Origin of the sequence: Halobacillus sp. GSS1, assembly GCF_017307035.1 — a bacterium.
GTDB classification, from domain to species: Bacteria; Bacillota; Bacilli; order Bacillales; family Halobacillaceae; genus Halobacillus; species Halobacillus litoralis.
In genome coordinates, this window is the sequence record NZ_JAFLHE010000013.1 from 15,657 (window position 1) to 33,486 (window position 17,830).

At 43.9% G+C, this 17,830-nt stretch carries 21 protein-coding genes; 4 read left to right on the forward strand and 17 right to left on the reverse strand.

Going from position 1 to position 17,830, the window contains the following annotated elements:
- Window positions 1-12: 12 nt before the first annotated feature.
- The 3 genes from J0K78_RS16915 to ytzI all read left to right on the forward strand — a co-directional run bounded on the left by J0K78_RS16915 (window position 13) and on the right by ytzI (window position 2,247).
- A complete protein-coding gene (locus J0K78_RS16915; protein WP_115894425.1) occupies window positions 13-279 on the forward strand; it encodes a phosphocarrier protein HPr in 267 nt (88 codons plus the stop codon).
- A gap of 4 nt (window positions 280-283) precedes the next feature.
- Window positions 284-2,002 carry a phosphoenolpyruvate--protein phosphotransferase gene (gene ptsP, locus J0K78_RS16920; protein ID WP_206948173.1) on the forward strand — a complete coding sequence of 573 codons (1,719 nt, stop codon included), beginning with the start codon at window positions 284-286 and terminating at the stop codon, window positions 2,000-2,002.
- A gap of 83 nt (window positions 2,003-2,085) precedes the next feature.
- On the forward strand, window positions 2,086-2,247 hold the full coding sequence (gene ytzI, locus J0K78_RS16925; RefSeq protein ID WP_115894427.1) for a YtzI protein: 162 nt from the start codon (window positions 2,086-2,088) through the stop codon (window positions 2,245-2,247).
- A gap of 8 nt (window positions 2,248-2,255) precedes the next feature.
- Here ytzI and J0K78_RS16930 read toward each other — a convergent pair whose 3' ends face one another.
- The 10 genes from J0K78_RS16930 to J0K78_RS16975 all read right to left on the reverse strand — a co-directional run bounded on the left by J0K78_RS16930 (window position 2,256) and on the right by J0K78_RS16975 (window position 11,269).
- Window positions 2,256-2,846 carry a nitroreductase family protein gene (locus tag J0K78_RS16930; RefSeq protein WP_206948175.1) on the reverse strand — a complete coding sequence of 197 codons (591 nt, stop codon included), beginning with the start codon at window positions 2,844-2,846 and terminating at the stop codon, window positions 2,256-2,258.
- A gap of 10 nt (window positions 2,847-2,856) precedes the next feature.
- Window positions 2,857-3,438: a YdcF family protein gene (locus J0K78_RS16935; protein ID WP_206948177.1), complete on the reverse strand. Its 582-nt coding sequence runs from the start codon at window positions 3,436-3,438 to the stop codon at window positions 2,857-2,859.
- Window positions 3,439-3,528: 90 nt separating this feature from the next.
- On the reverse strand, window positions 3,529-4,815 hold the full coding sequence (eno, locus tag J0K78_RS16940) for a phosphopyruvate hydratase (protein WP_089651372.1): 1,287 nt from the start codon (window positions 4,813-4,815) through the stop codon (window positions 3,529-3,531).
- A 13-nt stretch (window positions 4,816-4,828) separates the two neighbouring features.
- Window positions 4,829-6,367, reverse strand: coding sequence for a 2,3-bisphosphoglycerate-independent phosphoglycerate mutase (gene gpmI, locus J0K78_RS16945; protein WP_206948179.1), 1,539 nt, complete (start codon window positions 6,365-6,367; stop codon window positions 4,829-4,831).
- Window positions 6,360-7,121: a triose-phosphate isomerase gene (tpiA, locus tag J0K78_RS16950; protein ID WP_206948181.1), complete on the reverse strand. Its 762-nt coding sequence runs from the start codon at window positions 7,119-7,121 to the stop codon at window positions 6,360-6,362. The genes gpmI and tpiA overlap by 8 nt, the downstream gene beginning before the upstream one ends.
- A gap of 19 nt (window positions 7,122-7,140) precedes the next feature.
- Window positions 7,141-8,322: a phosphoglycerate kinase gene (locus J0K78_RS16955; RefSeq protein WP_206948183.1), complete on the reverse strand. Its 1,182-nt coding sequence runs from the start codon at window positions 8,320-8,322 to the stop codon at window positions 7,141-7,143.
- Window positions 8,323-8,501: 179 nt separating this feature from the next.
- Window positions 8,502-9,509: a type I glyceraldehyde-3-phosphate dehydrogenase gene (gene gap, locus J0K78_RS16960; RefSeq protein ID WP_160911555.1), complete on the reverse strand. Its 1,008-nt coding sequence runs from the start codon at window positions 9,507-9,509 to the stop codon at window positions 8,502-8,504.
- A 38-nt stretch (window positions 9,510-9,547) separates the two neighbouring features.
- The gene (locus tag J0K78_RS16965) at window positions 9,548-10,576 is read right to left on the reverse strand and encodes a sugar-binding transcriptional regulator (protein WP_206948185.1); all 1,029 of its coding nucleotides are present in this window, start codon (window positions 10,574-10,576) and stop codon (window positions 9,548-9,550) included.
- A gap of 151 nt (window positions 10,577-10,727) precedes the next feature.
- On the reverse strand, window positions 10,728-10,949 hold the full coding sequence (locus J0K78_RS16970; protein ID WP_206948187.1) for a glutaredoxin family protein: 222 nt from the start codon (window positions 10,947-10,949) through the stop codon (window positions 10,728-10,730).
- Between the two features lie 95 nt (window positions 10,950-11,044).
- Complete coding sequence (locus tag J0K78_RS16975; RefSeq protein ID WP_160911549.1) at window positions 11,045-11,269, reverse strand: hypothetical protein; 225 nt, start codon at window positions 11,267-11,269, stop codon at window positions 11,045-11,047.
- Between the two features lie 643 nt (window positions 11,270-11,912).
- Here J0K78_RS16975 and J0K78_RS16980 point away from each other — a divergent pair.
- Complete coding sequence (locus J0K78_RS16980; protein WP_206948189.1) at window positions 11,913-12,530, forward strand: DUF4352 domain-containing protein; 618 nt, start codon at window positions 11,913-11,915, stop codon at window positions 12,528-12,530.
- Between the two features lie 71 nt (window positions 12,531-12,601).
- On the opposite strand, the gene J0K78_RS16985 is transcribed toward J0K78_RS16980, so the two are convergent.
- The 7 genes from J0K78_RS16985 to J0K78_RS17015 all read right to left on the reverse strand — a co-directional run bounded on the left by J0K78_RS16985 (window position 12,602) and on the right by J0K78_RS17015 (window position 17,823).
- On the reverse strand, window positions 12,602-12,844 hold the full coding sequence (locus tag J0K78_RS16985) for a hypothetical protein (protein WP_206948192.1): 243 nt from the start codon (window positions 12,842-12,844) through the stop codon (window positions 12,602-12,604).
- Between the two features lie 110 nt (window positions 12,845-12,954).
- The gene (locus J0K78_RS16990; RefSeq protein WP_206948194.1) at window positions 12,955-13,515 is read right to left on the reverse strand and encodes a GNAT family N-acetyltransferase; all 561 of its coding nucleotides are present in this window, start codon (window positions 13,513-13,515) and stop codon (window positions 12,955-12,957) included.
- Window positions 13,516-13,530: 15 nt separating this feature from the next.
- Complete coding sequence (locus J0K78_RS16995) at window positions 13,531-13,674, reverse strand: hypothetical protein (protein ID WP_206948196.1); 144 nt, start codon at window positions 13,672-13,674, stop codon at window positions 13,531-13,533.
- Between the two features lie 220 nt (window positions 13,675-13,894).
- A complete protein-coding gene (locus J0K78_RS17000) occupies window positions 13,895-14,341 on the reverse strand; it encodes a phBC6A51 family helix-turn-helix protein (protein WP_206948198.1) in 447 nt (148 codons plus the stop codon).
- The gene (locus J0K78_RS17005; RefSeq protein WP_206948199.1) at window positions 14,328-14,942 is read right to left on the reverse strand and encodes a hypothetical protein; all 615 of its coding nucleotides are present in this window, start codon (window positions 14,940-14,942) and stop codon (window positions 14,328-14,330) included. Before J0K78_RS17005 ends, J0K78_RS17000 begins: the two co-directional genes overlap by 14 nt.
- Complete coding sequence (locus tag J0K78_RS17010) at window positions 14,943-17,543, reverse strand: phage tail protein (RefSeq protein ID WP_206948200.1); 2,601 nt, start codon at window positions 17,541-17,543, stop codon at window positions 14,943-14,945.
- Window positions 17,533-17,823 carry a hypothetical protein gene (locus J0K78_RS17015; protein WP_206948201.1) on the reverse strand — a complete coding sequence of 97 codons (291 nt, stop codon included), beginning with the start codon at window positions 17,821-17,823 and terminating at the stop codon, window positions 17,533-17,535. The genes J0K78_RS17010 and J0K78_RS17015 overlap by 11 nt, the downstream gene beginning before the upstream one ends.
- Window positions 17,824-17,830 lie beyond the last annotated feature (7 nt).

Below are 17,830 nucleotides of genomic sequence, written 5' to 3' on the forward strand. Positions count from 1 at the left end.
GGAGGAATTATAATGGTAGAGAAATCTTTTAAAATTACATCGTCTGACGGTGTTCACGCTCGTCCAGCAACAGTACTTGTACAAAATGCAGGAAAGTACGAGTCTGATATCAACCTACATTACAAAGAAAAATCCGTAAATCTTAAATCCATCATGGGAATCATGAGCCTTGGGATCCCTGCAAACGCTGAAGTTAAAATTACAGCGGAAGGCAGTGACGAACAAGAAGCGATCGACCATATGGAAACTACAATGAAGAACGAAGGCTTGGGGGAATAACAGCATGACACAGCTTCAAGGTATTGCAGCTTCCAGCGGAATTGCTATTGCAAAAGTTTACCGCTTGGAAGCTCCGGACCTTTCTTTCAATAAGAAAGATATTGAACAGCCGGAACAAGAAGTCAAGCGCCTGCATGAGGCTCTGGATATTTCAAAATCAGAGCTTGAGAAAATTAAAGAACATACAAGAAAATCTCTAGGTGACGAACACGCGGAAATCTTTTCTGCCCACCTATTGGTCTTAAGCGATCCAGAATTGATTCAACCGATTGAAGATAAAATCAAGAGCGAGAACGTTAACGCAGAAGCCGCTCTTTCTGAGACGGCCAACATGTTCATCGACATGTTCAAAGGCATGGATAATGAATACATGCGTGAACGAGCAGCAGACATCAATGATGTTACCAAGCGTGTAATGGCACACCTTCTAGGTGTAACATTCCCGGACCCTGCGCTGATTAACGAAGAAGTGGTCATCGTCGCAGACGATTTAACACCTTCGGATACCGCGCAATTGAACAAACAATACGTAAAAGGCTTCACGACAGATATCGGGGGCCGTACCTCTCACTCAGCGATCATGGCTCGTTCTCTTGAAATTCCAGCCGTTGTTGGAACGAAAAATATCACTTCCCAAGCTGGAAAGGATACCATGATTATTGTCGACGGAATCAACGGAGATGTCATCATTGATCCAAGTGACGATCAGATTGCGGAGTATAAGCAGAAGCAGGACGATTTCGAGAAACAGAAACAAGAGTGGGCGAAGCTTAAGGATGAAGCCACTGTCACTTCTGAAGGCGACCACGTAGAGCTTGTTGCTAATATCGGAACCCCTGACGATGTTGAAGGTGTCTTGAACAACGGTGGCGAAGGTGTCGGCCTTTATCGTACAGAGTTCCTTTATATGGGCAAGAGCCAGCTGCCAACAGAGGAAGAGCAGTTTGATGCATACTCTTCAGTACTGAAGCAAATGGGGGACAAGCCTGTCGTCGTACGTACACTGGATATCGGTGGAGACAAAGAGCTTGACTACTTGGATCTTCCTGAAGAAATGAACCCATTCCTTGGTTACCGTGCCATTCGCCTTTGCTTAGAGCGCGACGATATTTTCCGCGTTCAGCTTCGTGCATTGCTGCGTGCCAGCGTCCACGGAAACTTGAAAATCATGTTCCCAATGATCGCTACATTGGAAGAATTCCGCCAAGCTAAGGCAATTCTTGATGAAGAGCGCGCAAACCTTAAGGAAGAAGGTCAGGATGTTTCAGATGATATCGAAGTCGGAATGATGGTTGAAATTCCTGCAACAGCAGTAATTGCCCGTCAGTTCGCTAAAGAAGTCGATTTCTTCAGTATCGGTACCAATGATCTGATTCAATATACAATGGCCGCAGACCGCATGAATGAGCGCGTGTCATACTTGTATCAGCCTTACAACCCAGCCATTCTGAACCTGGTCAATAATGTGATTGAAGCCGCTCATGCCGAAGGCAAATGGGCTGGCATGTGCGGGGAAATGGCTGGCGACGAAATTGCTATCCCTCTCCTACTTGGACTTGGTTTGGATGAATTCAGTATGAGTGCAACATCCATTCTTCCTGCCCGTACACAGATTAGAGATCTATCCAGGAAGGAATGGACTTCTTATAAAGAAGAAATCCTTTCTATGGGTACAGCAGAAGAAGTTGTCGCATTTGTCAAAGAAAAAACACAAATGAAGTAGTATTTGTTGAATGAGTGTGGGACAATAGGTGTGTGCCGGTCTACATCCGGTTCTAGTTATAAACGAGAAAGAAGTGTGTTTCCATGACATTTACTGTGATCATGATTGTATGTATCGCAATTGTTCTGGGGATTGCCGCCATGTTCGGCATGGCTGTCTCTAAAGGATACGATTACGAACACACCGTTGACCCCTTACCAGACGACAAACGTCATAAAGATGAACATAAAAAAGCTGACGCTTAACAAGAGCGTCAGCTTTTTTCATTTCCATCATGTAAATCAAGTTTATGGTGAATAGGTGTACGCATTTTTGGCTTCGGAATTCGTTTTGGATAGCCCATCTGCAGTACAGATACCAATTTAAAGTGCCGGCTATCGAGCCCTATAGCTTCCGAAAATTGAGCATCGTGTAAGTATGGACTCGTGGTCCAAAGAACGCCAACTCCCGCTTCCCACGCTAGTAGCTGCACATTTTGTATATAGGCGCATACAGCAGCATAATCTTCTTCATATTTACGTACATCCTCATCCCTCTCCATATAGATCAAGGCATGATGTGGGATATTCATTAAAAAATCGCGAATTCCTTCCTGAAGTCGATTCGTCTTGTCTTCCTCATAACCATCAAAGAACCCCTGCCTTTGATAGCTTTCCATAACAGCCTGAGCATACCCTATCTTCCCATTATCCTGGTACAACCGTATCTGCCATGGTTCTTTCATCCGGTGGTTAGGTGCCCATGCGGATTCAGCGAAGATACGCTCCAGTACTCCCTCATCCACTTTCTCCTCTTTATACTCATGAACCGAACGTCGGCTTCTAATCGCTTCCAACAATTCCATCAGGCACACCTCACAACATAATCAACTTAGTTACAGGCTGCACCATCCAATAGCCCCATTCACGCAAGAAAAAAGGAACTTTCGTTTCCATGCTTTTATAAGCCGAATACTGCGTGGGCACACCTTCAACCTTCATACCCAGGTGCTTGGCCATAGCTACAGCCCTTTTTAAATGAAACTGGTCACTGACGATGAAAAAGGACCGAATTCCTTTTTCATCACTGACTTCTTTCGCGTTACTCAAGTTATCTTCTGTTATGAGGGATTGGTCCTCAAACAGAATATCTTCTTCTTTTACTCCATGCTCCATCGCATAACCTTTCCCTACTTCTGCTTCAGAGGAGGCGGCTTGTTCACTTTTACCACCCGTAAGAATAAGGTATTCGACGTGTCCTTCTTTGTATAATTCAATCCCCTGCTTCAAACGCCCCTCAAAGACAGGGCTTGGCTTTCCATTCCATTGTGCGGCCCCGAGAACGATAGCTGCATCCGCTTCTGATACTTTTTCATCCCCATAGGTCCATACAGAATAGCCCGTGTATAAGGCATAGCTGATCATCAATAATAAAATGATTTGAATGAATCGTTTCATATCACCTGGTTCTCCTACTCCCTGAATATATGTTCCATCATATCATAGAAAAAAGCCTCTCTGAATCATCAGAGAGGCTCATTTTAGAACTTATTTATTCAAGTTGTAGAATGCTTTCTCGCCAGCGTATGTCGCTGTTCCAAGCAGCTGGTCTTCAATACGAAGAAGCTGGTTGTACTTCGCTACACGATCTGTACGGGATGGAGCACCTGTTTTAATTTGACCTGCATTTGTAGCAACAGCGATGTCTGCGATTGTTGCATCTTCTGTTTCACCAGAACGGTGAGAAATGACAGCAGTATAACCGGCGCGCTTCGCCATTTCGATGGCTTCAAATGTTTCAGTCAGTGTACCGATTTGGTTCACTTTGATCAAGATGGAGTTACCCACGCCTTCTTCAATCGCGCGGCCTAACTTCTCTGTGTTTGTTACGAACAAGTCGTCACCGACAAGCTGTACTCGGTCTCCGATACGGTCTGTAAGAAGTTTCGTACCTTCCCAGTCGTTTTCATCAAGACCATCTTCAATAGAAACGATTGGATACTTGTTTACAAGCTCTTCGTACCAGTCAACCATTTCTTCAGACGTACGTACCACACCTTCACCTTTCAGGTTGTACTTACCGTCTTCATAAATTTCAGAAGAGGCAACGTCCATTGCAAGCTTCACTTCAGCGTCAGGCTTGTAGCCAGCAGCTTCGATTGCTTCGATGATTGTAGATAGAGCTTCTTCGTTAGAACCTAAGTCTGGAGCGAAGCCACCTTCATCACCTACACCAGTGTTGTAGCCTTTGCTGCCAAGAACTTTTTTCAGAGAATGGAAAATTTCCGCACCCATACGTAGAGCTTCTTTGAATGTTGGCGCACCAACTGGCATAATCATGAATTCCTGAATGTCTACGTTGTTATCTGCGTGCTCTCCACCGTTAAGGATGTTCATCATCGGTGTTGGAAGCGTAGCTGCTGTGAAACCACCAAGATATTTGTAAAGTGGAAGACCTACAACATCTGCAGCAGCGTGTGCTACAGCCATGGATACGCCAAGAATAGCGTTTGCACCTAGGTTTCCTTTGTTTTCTGTACCATCAAGTTCTCTCATCATTTGGTCGATGATTACTTGTTGCGTTACGTCCATACCCAGAAGGTTTGGAGCAATCTTTTCGTTTACGTTATCTACAGCGTTTTGTACGCCTTTGCCAAGGTAACGTTCTTTGTCACCATCACGAAGTTCTACGGCTTCGTATTCACCAGTAGAAGCACCACTTGGAACAAGAGCTGTACCGAAAGCTCCGGATTCTGTATAAACTTCTACTTCAACAGTTGGGTTACCACGAGAGTCAAGGACTTCACGTGCATATACGTCAGTAATGTAAGGCATGAATATCTCTCCCTTATTTTTTAATTAGTGATTTACCTGTCATTTCTTCAGGTTGTTCAACGTTCAAGAGTTCTAACAATGTTGGTGATAGATCACCAAGAATTCCACCATCACGGAGTTCTGCCCCATCTTTAGTCACGATGACAGGTACAGGGTTTGTCGTATGAGCTGTCATAGCGTCTCCATCCAAGGTCGTCACCTCATCAGAGTTCCCATGGTCAGCTGTAATGATGGCATGTCCACCTTTTTCATGGATCTTATCTACAATTTTACCTAGGCATTCATCTACGGCTTCAATTGCTTTAATCGTCGGCTCAAGCATTCCTGAGTGTCCAACCATATCAGGATTGGCAAAGTTTAGAATGATAGCATTGTGTTTCTCTGAGTCAATCGCCTCAAGAAGAGCATCTGTAACTTCATACGCACTCATCTCCGGCTTCTGATCATATGTCGCAACTTTAGGAGAATCGATGAGGATGCGCTCTTCCCCTTCAAATTCTTTCTCACGACCACCACTCATGAAGAAGGTCACGTGTGGATACTTCTCCGTTTCGGCGATGCGCAGCTGCTTCATATCATTATCAGCAAGGACTTCTCCAACGGTATTTTTCAAGTCGTTCGGAGGGAAAGCAATCTTGCTTCGCACCTGATCGCTGTATTGCGTCATCCCTACAAAGTGTAGATTCTTCGGTGCATTCTCTCCGCGCTCATAACCATCAAAGTCATCGTTTGCGAATGTACGGGAGAGTTGGATCGCACGGTCCGGACGGAAATTGAAGAAAATGATGCTATCTTCATCTTCCACTGATCCAATCGGGTTGTTGTCCTCATCTGTTAAAACGACAGGCTCAACAAACTCATCGTACACTTCCTGCTCATAAGAATCGTCGATGGCTTTAATTGGATCCTTGTACGTCGGACCCTCACCATAAGCGATGGCATCATAAGCTTTCTTCACACGTTCCCAGCGATTGTCACGATCCATCGCATAGTAACGTCCGGAAAGAGTAGCGATTTGCCCTACGCCGACTTCTTCAATCGCTTCCTGAGTCTGTTTGATATAGGTCTTAGCTGATTGCTGACCAACATCACGTCCATCCAGGAAAGCGTGAATGAGAACTTTTTCGATTCCTTCTTCTTTCGCCAGCTTCAAGGTAGCGATCATATGGTCGATATGACTATGAATCCCGCCATCAGATAACAGGCCGAAAATGTGAAGAGCTTTATCTTTAGTCTTCGCCTCACGAACTGCGTTCAGCAGCACTTCATTCTCAAAGAAGTCACCTTCACGAATGGAAAAGTTAATTCTCGTCAGACTTTGATAGACGACACGGCCTGCGCCGATGTTCAAGTGCCCAACTTCTGAGTTACCCATTTGACCTTCTGGCAGTCCGACAGCTTCCCCGCATGCCATTAATTGAGAATGCGGAAATTGGTTCCAGTAACGATCAAAGTTCGGTGTGTTCGCTTGTTTGACAGCATTGCCTTTTTCTTCATCGCGAAGAGCGTAGCCGTCAAGGATGATTAAGGCAGCCAGGTTTTGCTTACTCATTTTTACCTGCCTCCACTAGTTTTAGGAAAGAATCAGCTTCAAGGCTGGCTCCTCCTACTAGAGCACCATCAATGTCGGACTGAGATAGTAGTTCATCAACGTTTGCAGGCTTCACGCTGCCGCCGTATTGAATGCGGACAGCTTCCGCTGCATCAGCACTTACATAATCAGTGACAACTTTACGAATGTGTGTACATACTTCATTCGCTTGTTCAGATGTAGCTGTACGGCCTGTACCAATCGCCCAGATCGGCTCATAAGCAATGATTGTCTCTGCACATTGATCATTTGTCAGACCGTCCAATGCTTTTTTCACCTGTGTCTCTACAACGTTCATCGTTTCGTTCGCTTCCCGTTGTTCTAGAGATTCCCCTACACAAATGATCGGTGTCAAGCCATGGTTAAATGCAGCATGAACTTTCTTGTTCACCTCTTCATCCGTTTCCTTGAAAATTTCACGACGTTCGGAGTGACCAAGTACGACGTAAGATACGCCAAGCTCTTTCAGCATGACCGGGCTTACTTCACCTGTAAACGCACCACTTTCTTCAAAGTGCATGTTTTGAGCACCGATTTTAAGACTTGTACCTTCTGTTTCCTCTACGAGTTTTTGTAGAAAAGGAAATGGAGCACAAACAACCGATTCTACCTGCTCAGAGGAAGGAACTTCGTTCTTAGCTGTTTGAATAAAATCTTCCGCTTCACGGTGGTTTTTATTCATTTTCCAGTTACCAGCGATTACTTTTTTACGCATATGGTTTCACCTCTCCTTTTTATTTATCGTTCAACAAGGATACGCCTGGAAGATCTTTACCTTCCATGAATTCCAAGGAAGCACCGCCACCAGTGGAAACGTGGTCCATGTCATTTGCATATCCGAATTTTTCAACGGCTGCTGCAGAGTCTCCTCCACCGATGACCGTGTAACCCTTTGTTTCAGAAAGAGCATTCGCTACAGCTTTTGTACCGTTAGCAAATGATTCGATTTCAAAGACACCCATTGGTCCGTTCCAGATGACCAATTTAGAATCTTTAATCACTTCTGCATATTTTTCTCTCGTCTTCGGACCGATATCCAGCGCTTCCCAGTCAGCTGGAATGCTATCGATTCCTACTTCTTCTTTGTTAGCAGAATCAGAGAAATCATCAGCAACGACGACATCTTCAGGCATAAGGAAGTTTACACCTTTCTCTTCTGCTTTTTTCATATATTCTTTAGCTAGATCAATTTTATCTTCTTCCAGCAGCGATTTACCGATTTCATGACCTTGGGCTTTTACGAATGTGTAAGCAAGCCCTCCACCGATAATCAAGTTATCGACTTTATCGATCAAGTTGTCGATGACACCGATCTTATCTTTCACTTTCGCACCACCAATGATGGCTGTGAATGGACGCTCTGGATTAGACAGGGCTTTACCTAGAACATTGATTTCTTTTTCCATCAGGAAACCAGCAACAGCAGGAATATATTCTGCCACACCTGCTGTGGAAGCATGCGCACGGTGTGCAGCACCGAAAGCATCGTTTACGTAGAGGTCAGCCATGTCTGCAAATGCCTTGGCTAGTTCCGCATCATTCTTTTCTTCACCAGGATGGAAGCGCACGTTTTCGATCAGAAGAACATCGCCGTTTTCCATTTCAGAGATGGCTTTGTTCACTTCAGCCCCGTGTACTTCATCCGTTTTTGTAACCGTTTGTCCAAGAACATCACTTAGACGGTTGGCTACAGGATCAAGACGAAGATCTTCGACAACTTCCCCTTTAGGACGTCCAAGGTGACTGGCAAGAATGACTTTCGCACCGTTTCCAGTCAGGTGCTTGATTGTTGGGAGGGCAGCTTTGATTCGAGTGTCGTCTGTGACCTCTCCCTCACTCATCGGTACGTTGAAGTCAACACGGCAAAAGACGGTTTTCCCGTTCACTTCAACATCGCGGATTGTTTTCTTATTCATAGAATGACAACCTCCTTGGTTTGTGGTCAGGTTCATCGCCTGCCCTTATGTACGTTTCCACAGATTCATGTTGCAGAAACGCCGATAAGCAGGATGCGAAAAAACATGGATAAAGGAGGAGGACCTGAGACCTCCTCCTTTCCAGCTTTTTCATAGTATTTTCTAAAAAGGCTCAGATATTACAAGCCTTGGTTTTTAAGGTATACAGCCAAGTCTACACAACGGTTGGAGTAACCAGTTTCGTTGTCATACCAAGAAACGATTTTAACCATGTTGTTTTCAAGGATAAGTGTAGAAAGACCATCAATGATAGAAGAGTGAGTGTTGCCATTGTAGTCTGTAGAAACAAGTGGCTCGTCACTGTATCCAAGGATTCCTTTAAGGTTACCTTCAGCTTCTGCGCGAAGTGCTTCGTTCACTTCTTCTGCAGTTACGTCTTTATCAAGCTCAGCAACCAAGTCTACGATGGATACGTTAGACGTTGGTACACGCATAGCCATACCGCTAAGCTTACCATCAAGGTGTGGAAGTACTTTTGCAACAGCTTGTGCAGCACCAGTTGTTGTTGGGATGATGTTTTCAGCAGCTGCACGAGCACGACGGTAATCTTTGTGTGGAAGATCAAGGATCTGCTGGTCGTTCGTGTAAGAGTGAACAGTTGTCATCATACCGCGCTTAAGACCGAATTTCTCGTCAAGAACTTTTGCGTATGGAGCAAGGCAGTTCGTTGTGCAAGACGCGTTAGAGATAACGTGGTGAGAATCTTTGTCGTACTGATCTTCGTTTACACCCATAACGACTGTAAGGTCTTCTTGTTTCGCTGGAGCAGAGATGACTACTTTCTTAGCACCTGCATCCAAGTGTTTCTTAGCATCGTCACGCTGAGTGAAGCGACCTGTAGATTCGATAACGATATCTACGCCAAGATCTCCCCAACCAAGTTGAGCTGGATCTTTTTCAGAAAGTACTTTGACTTCTTTACCGCCGACAATCAGGTTGTCACCGTTTGTTGTCACTTCTTGATCAAGCTTGCCATGTACTGTATCGTATTGAAGCAAGTGTGCCAGCATGTTTGCATCTGTCAAGTCGTTAACCGCTACTACCTCTACTTCATTGTTGTTCAAAGCAGCACGGAAAACATTACGTCCAATACGTCCAAATCCGTTAATACCAATTCTTACTGTCATGCAAAATTCCTCCTTAGGATGATTGAAATCATATTTATTTAAAGGGATAAACCCCTTATTAACTCTTGGGCTGCACCTTCATCAGTGATCAGGACATTACTCTGGCCCGGTTGGAAATAAGATGAGATGGCTTGTGCTTTCGAGCGACCTCCAGCAACAGCAATGACATGTTTCGCACGCTTCAGATCTTCTAACTGTAGACCCACCGTACGAACTTTGTGAACGATCTCACCCTCAACATTGAAGTAATAACCAAAAGCTTCGCCTACAGCGTTGTGTTTTTTGATTAACTCTAACTGTTCAGGAGAAGTCTTTCTTCGTTCTGCCATCGTGAGTGCATCTCCGACACCATGAATAACGATTTCAGCATTACGGATGATATCCAACACTTCTTTAATTGAAGGTTCTTCTTTTATCGTCTGATAAGATTCCTCACTAAGAGGATCGGGTACATATAAAAGACGATAATCACCCCTGGCTTTTTTCGCCATTTCCGCACAGATCGTGTTGGCCTGGTTTTCAACTCTTTCACCTAAACCTCCACGTGCAGGCACGTATAAGCATTGATCAGCTCCAGACAGCGGCGTCATCACTTGTGCGACGGATGCCATCGTTGTTCCGCCAGTAATGGCAATCACCTGATCCGGCGACATATGTTCTTTCAAATATTGGACACATGCTTTTCCCATCTCTTGTTTTACCCAATTAAGCTCATCACTATCACCCGGAACAACAACGACATAGTCTAAATTTAATTTATCCTTTAATTGTTGTTCTAAAACCTTTATCCCAGAGACCTCTTTAATAAATTCGGCTAACTGATCAAGAATGTTCTGTCCCTCATAACTTAAGTGCATACCTCGTGAGGTAATCTCTACAGCTCCTTGTTTATTCAGAAAGTCCACTTCACTTCGAACCGTACGTTCAGCCAGTTCAACACTTTCAGCTAACGCTCTTCGGCCCACGGGCTGCATGATCTGGATATAATACAACAGCTGATAACGGCGCTGTATAACGTCCAGGACATCCGGGAATAATTTTTTTTGTAAGTCGATGAACGCTCTCATGGAAAAAGCCCCTTCTTTGAAATGGTACCAACCGGGATGTATTACGTCCCAGCTAGTCATATTATGTCCCGCTCGGAGCAAAAAAATATCTTATTTCAGTTTTATATTAACAGTGGGGTAGTCCTCGTGCAAGTGAAAACCTAGACGTTTTTCATTGTAAACGCTTCATTAGTTCGAAGTAATCAATATGACGATAATCCAGCTCTTCTTCACCAATCTTCAATACCGGCACTTCAAGCATATACTTATTCAGCAGGACAGGGTCAGTACCAATATCCACCAATACCACTGCGACATCAAATAGAGACAAGAGATCCTTAACTTCCTCACATAATCCGCAGTTTTCTTTAACGTATAAAATAACTTCAGACATATACAGGCCTCCCTGAACTTCCTTCTTCATCATACCAAAGGAAGGCTGCCCCATCCATTTCTCACTACTATTTATTCACAAAAAAAGACACGCTGTTAGGATGCGTGCCCTTTTTTATCATAAAAACCATTATCGATTTTCAACTTCCGTTTATCCAAGAAATGTGCTAACTCTTCGCCTACATAACTTTCGGGTGTCCGTTTCAATAACTTATAGTTGAAGGATAACTTTTGCTGTTCCTGCATGTCGAACACGTGAATCCGCCGGTCTTCAGAAACCTCTTCAGTCGACAACATTTTGTAACGGATTAGGTTTGTCATAAATACCCCTCTTCTAAATAAAGCGAAAAGTCTGACTTTATTTCTTCAATAGTAACATAGAAAAAGCCCGAAATAAACTACATCGCGATAATATAACCAAATAAACGTTCGTATAATTTCTGTGAGATTCCTGTTCAATTAATATTTAAATAACATTGATGTAACCATTAAAGATTCGACAAACTTCATTATACTAATATAATGAATTTCTTGTAAAAAAAGGACCTTCCTTACATCTGAGGAAGGTCCTTTTAGTTTAGCGCGCCCGAGAGGATTCGAACCCCCGACTGACGTAGAACCGGAATCTATTCGAAACTATCAACGCAAGGTTCATCCGTTAACCCCTCGCCAATGCACGGTATCTTACCGCAACGATTGCGAGAAATTTTCCGAGTAGACGGTTACTGGTCGTCAAATGACGGACGCTCCGTTTCGGAATTTATCCTTATTATAAACGGAATACATCGCTTATGCAACGATATATATTCAGAGGGCTTGTCGAGAAACATCATATAGTATATGTCGGATTGCTTCAGAAAAACACTAAGGTAGTCGTATTTACACTAGTTAAGTAAATAATATGGAAAAATAATCCTTCCATAATTATTATAAGTTTATATCTATTACATAGGAGGTTTGTAGCATGAAGAAATTATTAAAATTTGTACTTTATGCTTTTCTTGCGATCATTGTGATTGGCGGATTAGCAGCTGCTTTTGGAGGAGACGGGGAAGACACCACTAAGGAAAACGAGACTGCAGAACCCGCCACTGCTGAGGCAAGCGATACTGAAGATGTAGAAAGCAAAGAGGAAGAGTCCTCTGAGTCAGAAGAAAAATCATACAAGATAGGAGACACAGTTGAAGTAGGAGCAATGACATACACTGTAAACGGGGTTTCAACTACTGACCAAGTCGGACCAAGCGCATTCCCTACAGAAGCAAGTGGTAAATACGTAGTTCTTGAAGTCACCGCAAAGAATAACGGTAACGAGTCGGTAATGATTGATGGTTCATACTTTAAATTAACACAAGGCGATAAAACGTTTGAGTCTGACGCGATGGCAAGTACGTCTGCCAATCAAAATGAAGACGGTACTATGGGTGATACATTCTTTTTAGAACAACTCAACCCTGGATCTGAGCTCTCTGGAAAAATCGCATTTGATGTGGCACCAGAAATAGCTGACGCTGCCGGTTTCTCCGTGGTTGCTCAGGAAGGAGTTTTCGGCACAGTCTCCAAAACGATCGAATTAAATTAACAACATATTCAAAGTGGGCTACCAAGCTCACTTTTTTTATTAGGTTTAAAATGAAGATTTGGAGCTATTGTTCAAACGTCGTAAATACCGTCTTGGATAAGTCTAATATGGCGGAATAAAAAGTTGCGGAGTTCACCGTAGGGAAGATCGTGGATTTCGGATTGTACGTAGGTGATCGGATAGGAATTGGAATGGCGGTCGCCTACGTCGATGAGGCGGTTGCCATCCGGCATTTCAAACGTGGCGGTAATTTCATAGCGTCCGCGGCCGGCAAATTCGAGGAACATTTTCTTGCGGTTTTTGTAATCGTTCATAAATACACTCCTTTTTAATGTAGTCGGATGTATTAATTCGACAAAGTATTTATTGCCTCCTCTAAAAAATAAAAAAAAAAAAACAACTCGGCTAGCCACCGAATTGTAAGTTAAAAATCATGCAAATCATACCTCATACTTACTGATCCTTTCCCTTGCTTTTGCATCTTATGCTCATTAACAATAAAGCCATTCTTTTCATAAAAAACTGGTGTGTCTGAATCATGTTCTATATCTGCATCTACAGTTAGAAACCTGCACCCGATTCCGTTTTCTTTCATTTGTTGAGCAATCCCTAAGCTTATTTCTAGCAAAAATGACCCATATGGATAATCTTTATATTCTTTTGATACAGCTAACTTCCCTATTTTCATAGCAGGGACAGAACTAAAAGGCACATCTAACTCCAGGTCTTTTTTTTCCTGTTTATGTAATAAAAAAGCATCAGCCAAAACAGCTAAATAACCGATAACGTTATTATTTCTCTTATCGATTAACAGATGCATTGAACTGATGCCATTTTCAATATAATACTCTGCATCGTGAATCAAAAAATTATTATAATCGTCTATTCCACATTCAAAGCTTTCAAGGTCGTAATCTTTAGAATAGGGAACAAACCTTGTATAGCTTGATATTTCTCCATAGACGGTACTATCTCTGTATTTCAAAGAAGCATCCTCAAATTATTGAGATATTCTTTGCAACAAAGAAAGTGCAGAGTTTCTTCTTTGTTTACTGTATTCCGTATCTTTTTTATTTAATGTTTTAACAAAATTCTTTAAATCTTCACCTTTTAACACTGGTGTCGCTTCAATTGGTTTTGCCATTAGTTTTCCCTCCCATTTTTCCACAACTATCCACCATCCATTCTTATAAATGATGGTAGTGTGAGTTCCCTTTGAGAAAATTATACAATAATTTACCACTTTCATCAACTGACCGTTAGGTTTTACTAAAAAAAAAACCTTTTATAAACTATATATTCTAACTATAGCCATTATGCTACAAACTCAAACGCCGCCAGGCAAAAAGCCTAGCGGCATTCATCTAATGCTTCGTCTTCATCATCTCGCTCAGTTCGTCCATCTCTCGTTGCATCTCTTCGTCGGAATAAGTGCGAGTGGCCTTCGGAGAACTTTCGTCCATGATCTCGGAGCGTTCGACTAATCGTCCGTGCAACTTATACCACATCTCGAGAGCTTTAACGGAAGCCTGCCCGTTATTTGATGTTCCTTCGATCAGCTTCATTAATTGCGAATCGACTTTACTACGATAGGACGCCAGAGAGACATCAGAAAGAGCTTCCATATACTTAATGAAGATAATCTCCTTCTTCCACTCGTAAATAGTTTTTCTGGATACTCCCACCTCTTCGGAGATATCTTCAACCGTTCTTACCTCACCCTTTGGTGCGAAGTCATTAGCAACTAATAGATGTGCCGCCTTGATCTTTCGGTTATCTAAGTGTGCTTCAATATCTTTAATTGTTTTCATACTTCAGTTCCTCCTCTTTATGCATTTCTTCCAGTAAATGCTCAATCGAATTATAGTGCTCGATTACTTTTTGTATTTCTGAGTTTAAAAGAGACTCATCTTCCCTAAACCTTTTAACCTTTGCATCGTGCGTTTTCCCGTCTTCTTCCAGTATGTTATAGAAGATGTGCCCTTCCTTTTGAAATATTTTAAGAAATCTGCCGCAATTGAATAACCTCTTTTTGATGTCCTGAAAATCGTGATCTTCGCCGCTTTCTAATCGGGAGTTATTTTTCTTCATGATATCTATTACTCCGCGGATCGAACCGCTATAAAAATCTGACTCGGAATACTTAAGAATCGCGAAGGTGCGCTCTGATCCCTCGAAAAAACTCGTATCAACCGGAAATATTCGCCCGGCTTTTATCGTACTAGCGATATACTTCGTTACGACCGGTATGAATGGTTTAATCTCACTTTCGAATAAGACGCGAGCCAGCGCACCATCTACGAACTCCATATCCGGAGATTCCGGAGGAAGGCCGGACTTAACCCGCCTTTCCCGCACCTTTTCCCGCATTTGCTCAATTCTTTCGCGTACCTCTTCTCTACTTTCGCTCATTTATATCGCTCCTCTCGCTTTTTGTGCGTTAAGTTTCTGATACTTCGTGATATCTGCCGCCGTAGCCTTCGCAATTTGCCTACTGTCGAGATATACCGGAACTTCCACCGTGTATCTTCCGCCGCTTGCCTCTTGCTGTTCGTTCGCCCGGTTATTACCGAAGCTGAAGGATCCGTTCGCCCGTGCTTCCGCAATTTGTTTCCCGAGGTTCTTCGCCTGATTGCGCATAGACTTAGGCATGTGCGTAAGCCAGTCGTTCATATAATCGGGGTCATCTCCGATCATTACGTTCAGGTACTTACCTAACGCGGAGTTACCGCTGAACTTGAACGCCTTCTGTGCCGACTTTTTAATTCCTTGCAACGGCTTATTCACGGCTTCAGCTAGGCGAGTTGCTGCGCGAGCTGCCGGAGATTCCATGTTACTGATACCGATGACTAGACCGGAACCAACATCGTTACCTACTCCGATCATTACGCGGGAAGGGGAATGAGAGTCCATGAAACCGGTGATTGCGTCCTTCGCCTTCTTCGCGATTCCTTTCGCAGCTTCCCAAACAGCTCCGCCCATTGACGTTATACCGTTGATTAAACCTTGGATGATATCCTTACCAATTTGTACAAGGTCGATGTTTGATAAAAATTCTTTCGCCCTGTTCCATAATTCGATAATCTTATTTTTCACTTCGATCATCTTGTTTTGAACAGCTATTTTCATCTCAACGAACTTACTCTTAACGGCGCTGACCATATTTACAATGATTGACCTTGCTTGGTCTTTCGCCTGTTGGAACTTCTGCTGTACCTGAGACTTAATTTGAGACATCTTGTCGGTTACAGCTGTCTTCATTTCGCTAAACTTCCTATAGGCCCACGTATAAATTGCAACTGCCGCCTCAATCGTTTTAGCTTTCATAACGGCCCAAGCCGAAGTCATGAAGGTTTTTGCCGCACTGAACGTTTTCTTCGTCCAAGCCCAGATTTTATCCCAATTCGCGATGATGACTGTCGCCAACAGAGCAACGATTGAAATAATAATTCCGACTGGATTGGAGAATGTTAGCAAGAACGTCCCTGCTCGTGAAATAATCGGCAACATGCGAATGAAAGCTCCGCCTAGCTTTCCGATCCATCCGAATAACATCGAAATAGCCGGCCATATCGTATTAACCACGTTTGTAACAAGGATGAACGCCGGAACTAGCATCTTCAGTCCGCCGATTAAAACGGGGAGTATAGCGACCAAACGCGCAATAATCGGATTACCCTCCATTAACGTATTCATAAATCCGAGGAACTTCGAAACTAATGGCGTCATTATCTCGCCGACCCACGCGAAACCTTTTCCGAGGTTGATGGCGATAGTAACGAGCTCTCCGATAAGCGTCATTATTTGGGGAGTATTTGTACGGACGAACTCCACAAACGACTTAAACCCTTCGTTTTGTGAGAGCGTTTCACCCCAGGTTCGGAACTTCTGCGTCATCTTTTCGAATCCGGTTAACATTTCTGCGGATAGAGGAGCAAATGCGGTCCCCATACCGACGAGCCCCATCACGATATTTCCGACAATGGATAATAGCTTCCCGCCGTTTTCTTTCACGTAATCGATGAACCTGCGGAACTTGTCCGATGCCGATAGAGAGTCCGCCCATTCACGGAATGCCGAGGACATTCGTAATAGTCCGGCTTCCATCGTGATAGCCAGCGGCGAAAATGCGCGCAGTAAGTTTAAAAGGCCAACCGTTGTATTGCCGATTATCCTGCTCCAGTTCTCGAAAGCCCTCGGAGCCGCCGTAGTAAGCCAGCTGAAGAACGATTTAACGTCCGCGTCCCCCATGCTGTTCTTCATCGCCTCACCCATCCGCGAGAATGCGTCAGCTGTTGAATGAATCGCCGGTCGCGCTAATCCGATTGCCTGTTCTGCAGCGTTGAAGAACCCGGCCATCCCTTGATAAATCGGATCCCTTATCTCGTACTTGAGTTTACCGAACGCCCCTTGCATCCCATCGAGGGCAGTAAGAGCGTTTTGCGTTTCCTGTGAGAACCCTCGGAACTTAGCCGACGTTTTATCTACGTTCTCATCGAGTTTGAAGAGGTCGGCCCCTAAAGTCCCTATAAAAGGCGCAAGTAAACCGGCTCCTGCTGCCGCGGCACCCATCGAACTAGCGAGCCCCATAAATCCGCCCCCAAGCGTTCCAAGCACCGGTAGCAAAGATCCAATCCCGCCTGCTAAGACGCCCAATGCGTTAGCTGCGATAGGTGTTCCGGCCATGAGCCCGCCACTAAATGCGCTTTTATAGACGGTTGAGAAGTTCCGGATCTTGTCGGCTACTGAGTCGATGTCCTGGTTAAATTTATCGACGTTAGAAACGACGTGGACGTAAATTAGGTTAGGGATCGACTTCGCCTTCCGTTTAACATTCTCGAGGTCCGCGGTTGCCTTCGCGGTTTGAACGTCGACTTTCGGGTTAATTACTTTATTGTCTACGCTCTCGACCGTACGTTTGAAGCTCTCAAGCTGGGATTGCATGCGGCGAAGAGGTTTCGTGAACCGGTCGACAACCGAAACTCTGTACTGGATGTTCCGTTTACTGGCCACGTTCCCCACCGCCCTCTAACGCAATGCGGGCGAGGTTAAGGTTATACGTCGCTAAATCTAGGCTAGGTTCATTGAGCGTATCAGCCGCATGAATAAGGCCAGTTAAAGCCGCAATGAGGTACTGTCTGGATACCTTTTCATGAGACGATAACTCCGATTCGGGCAACTGCTCAATTTCCGCCTTTCTGCGTTTTAGTTGTTCCGCAACCCTTCGCGGATCTTTGCTGTAATTCCGCCAGGTTCGCTGTGCTTTATGTGCTAATTTCATATATCTACTCACACTGTTT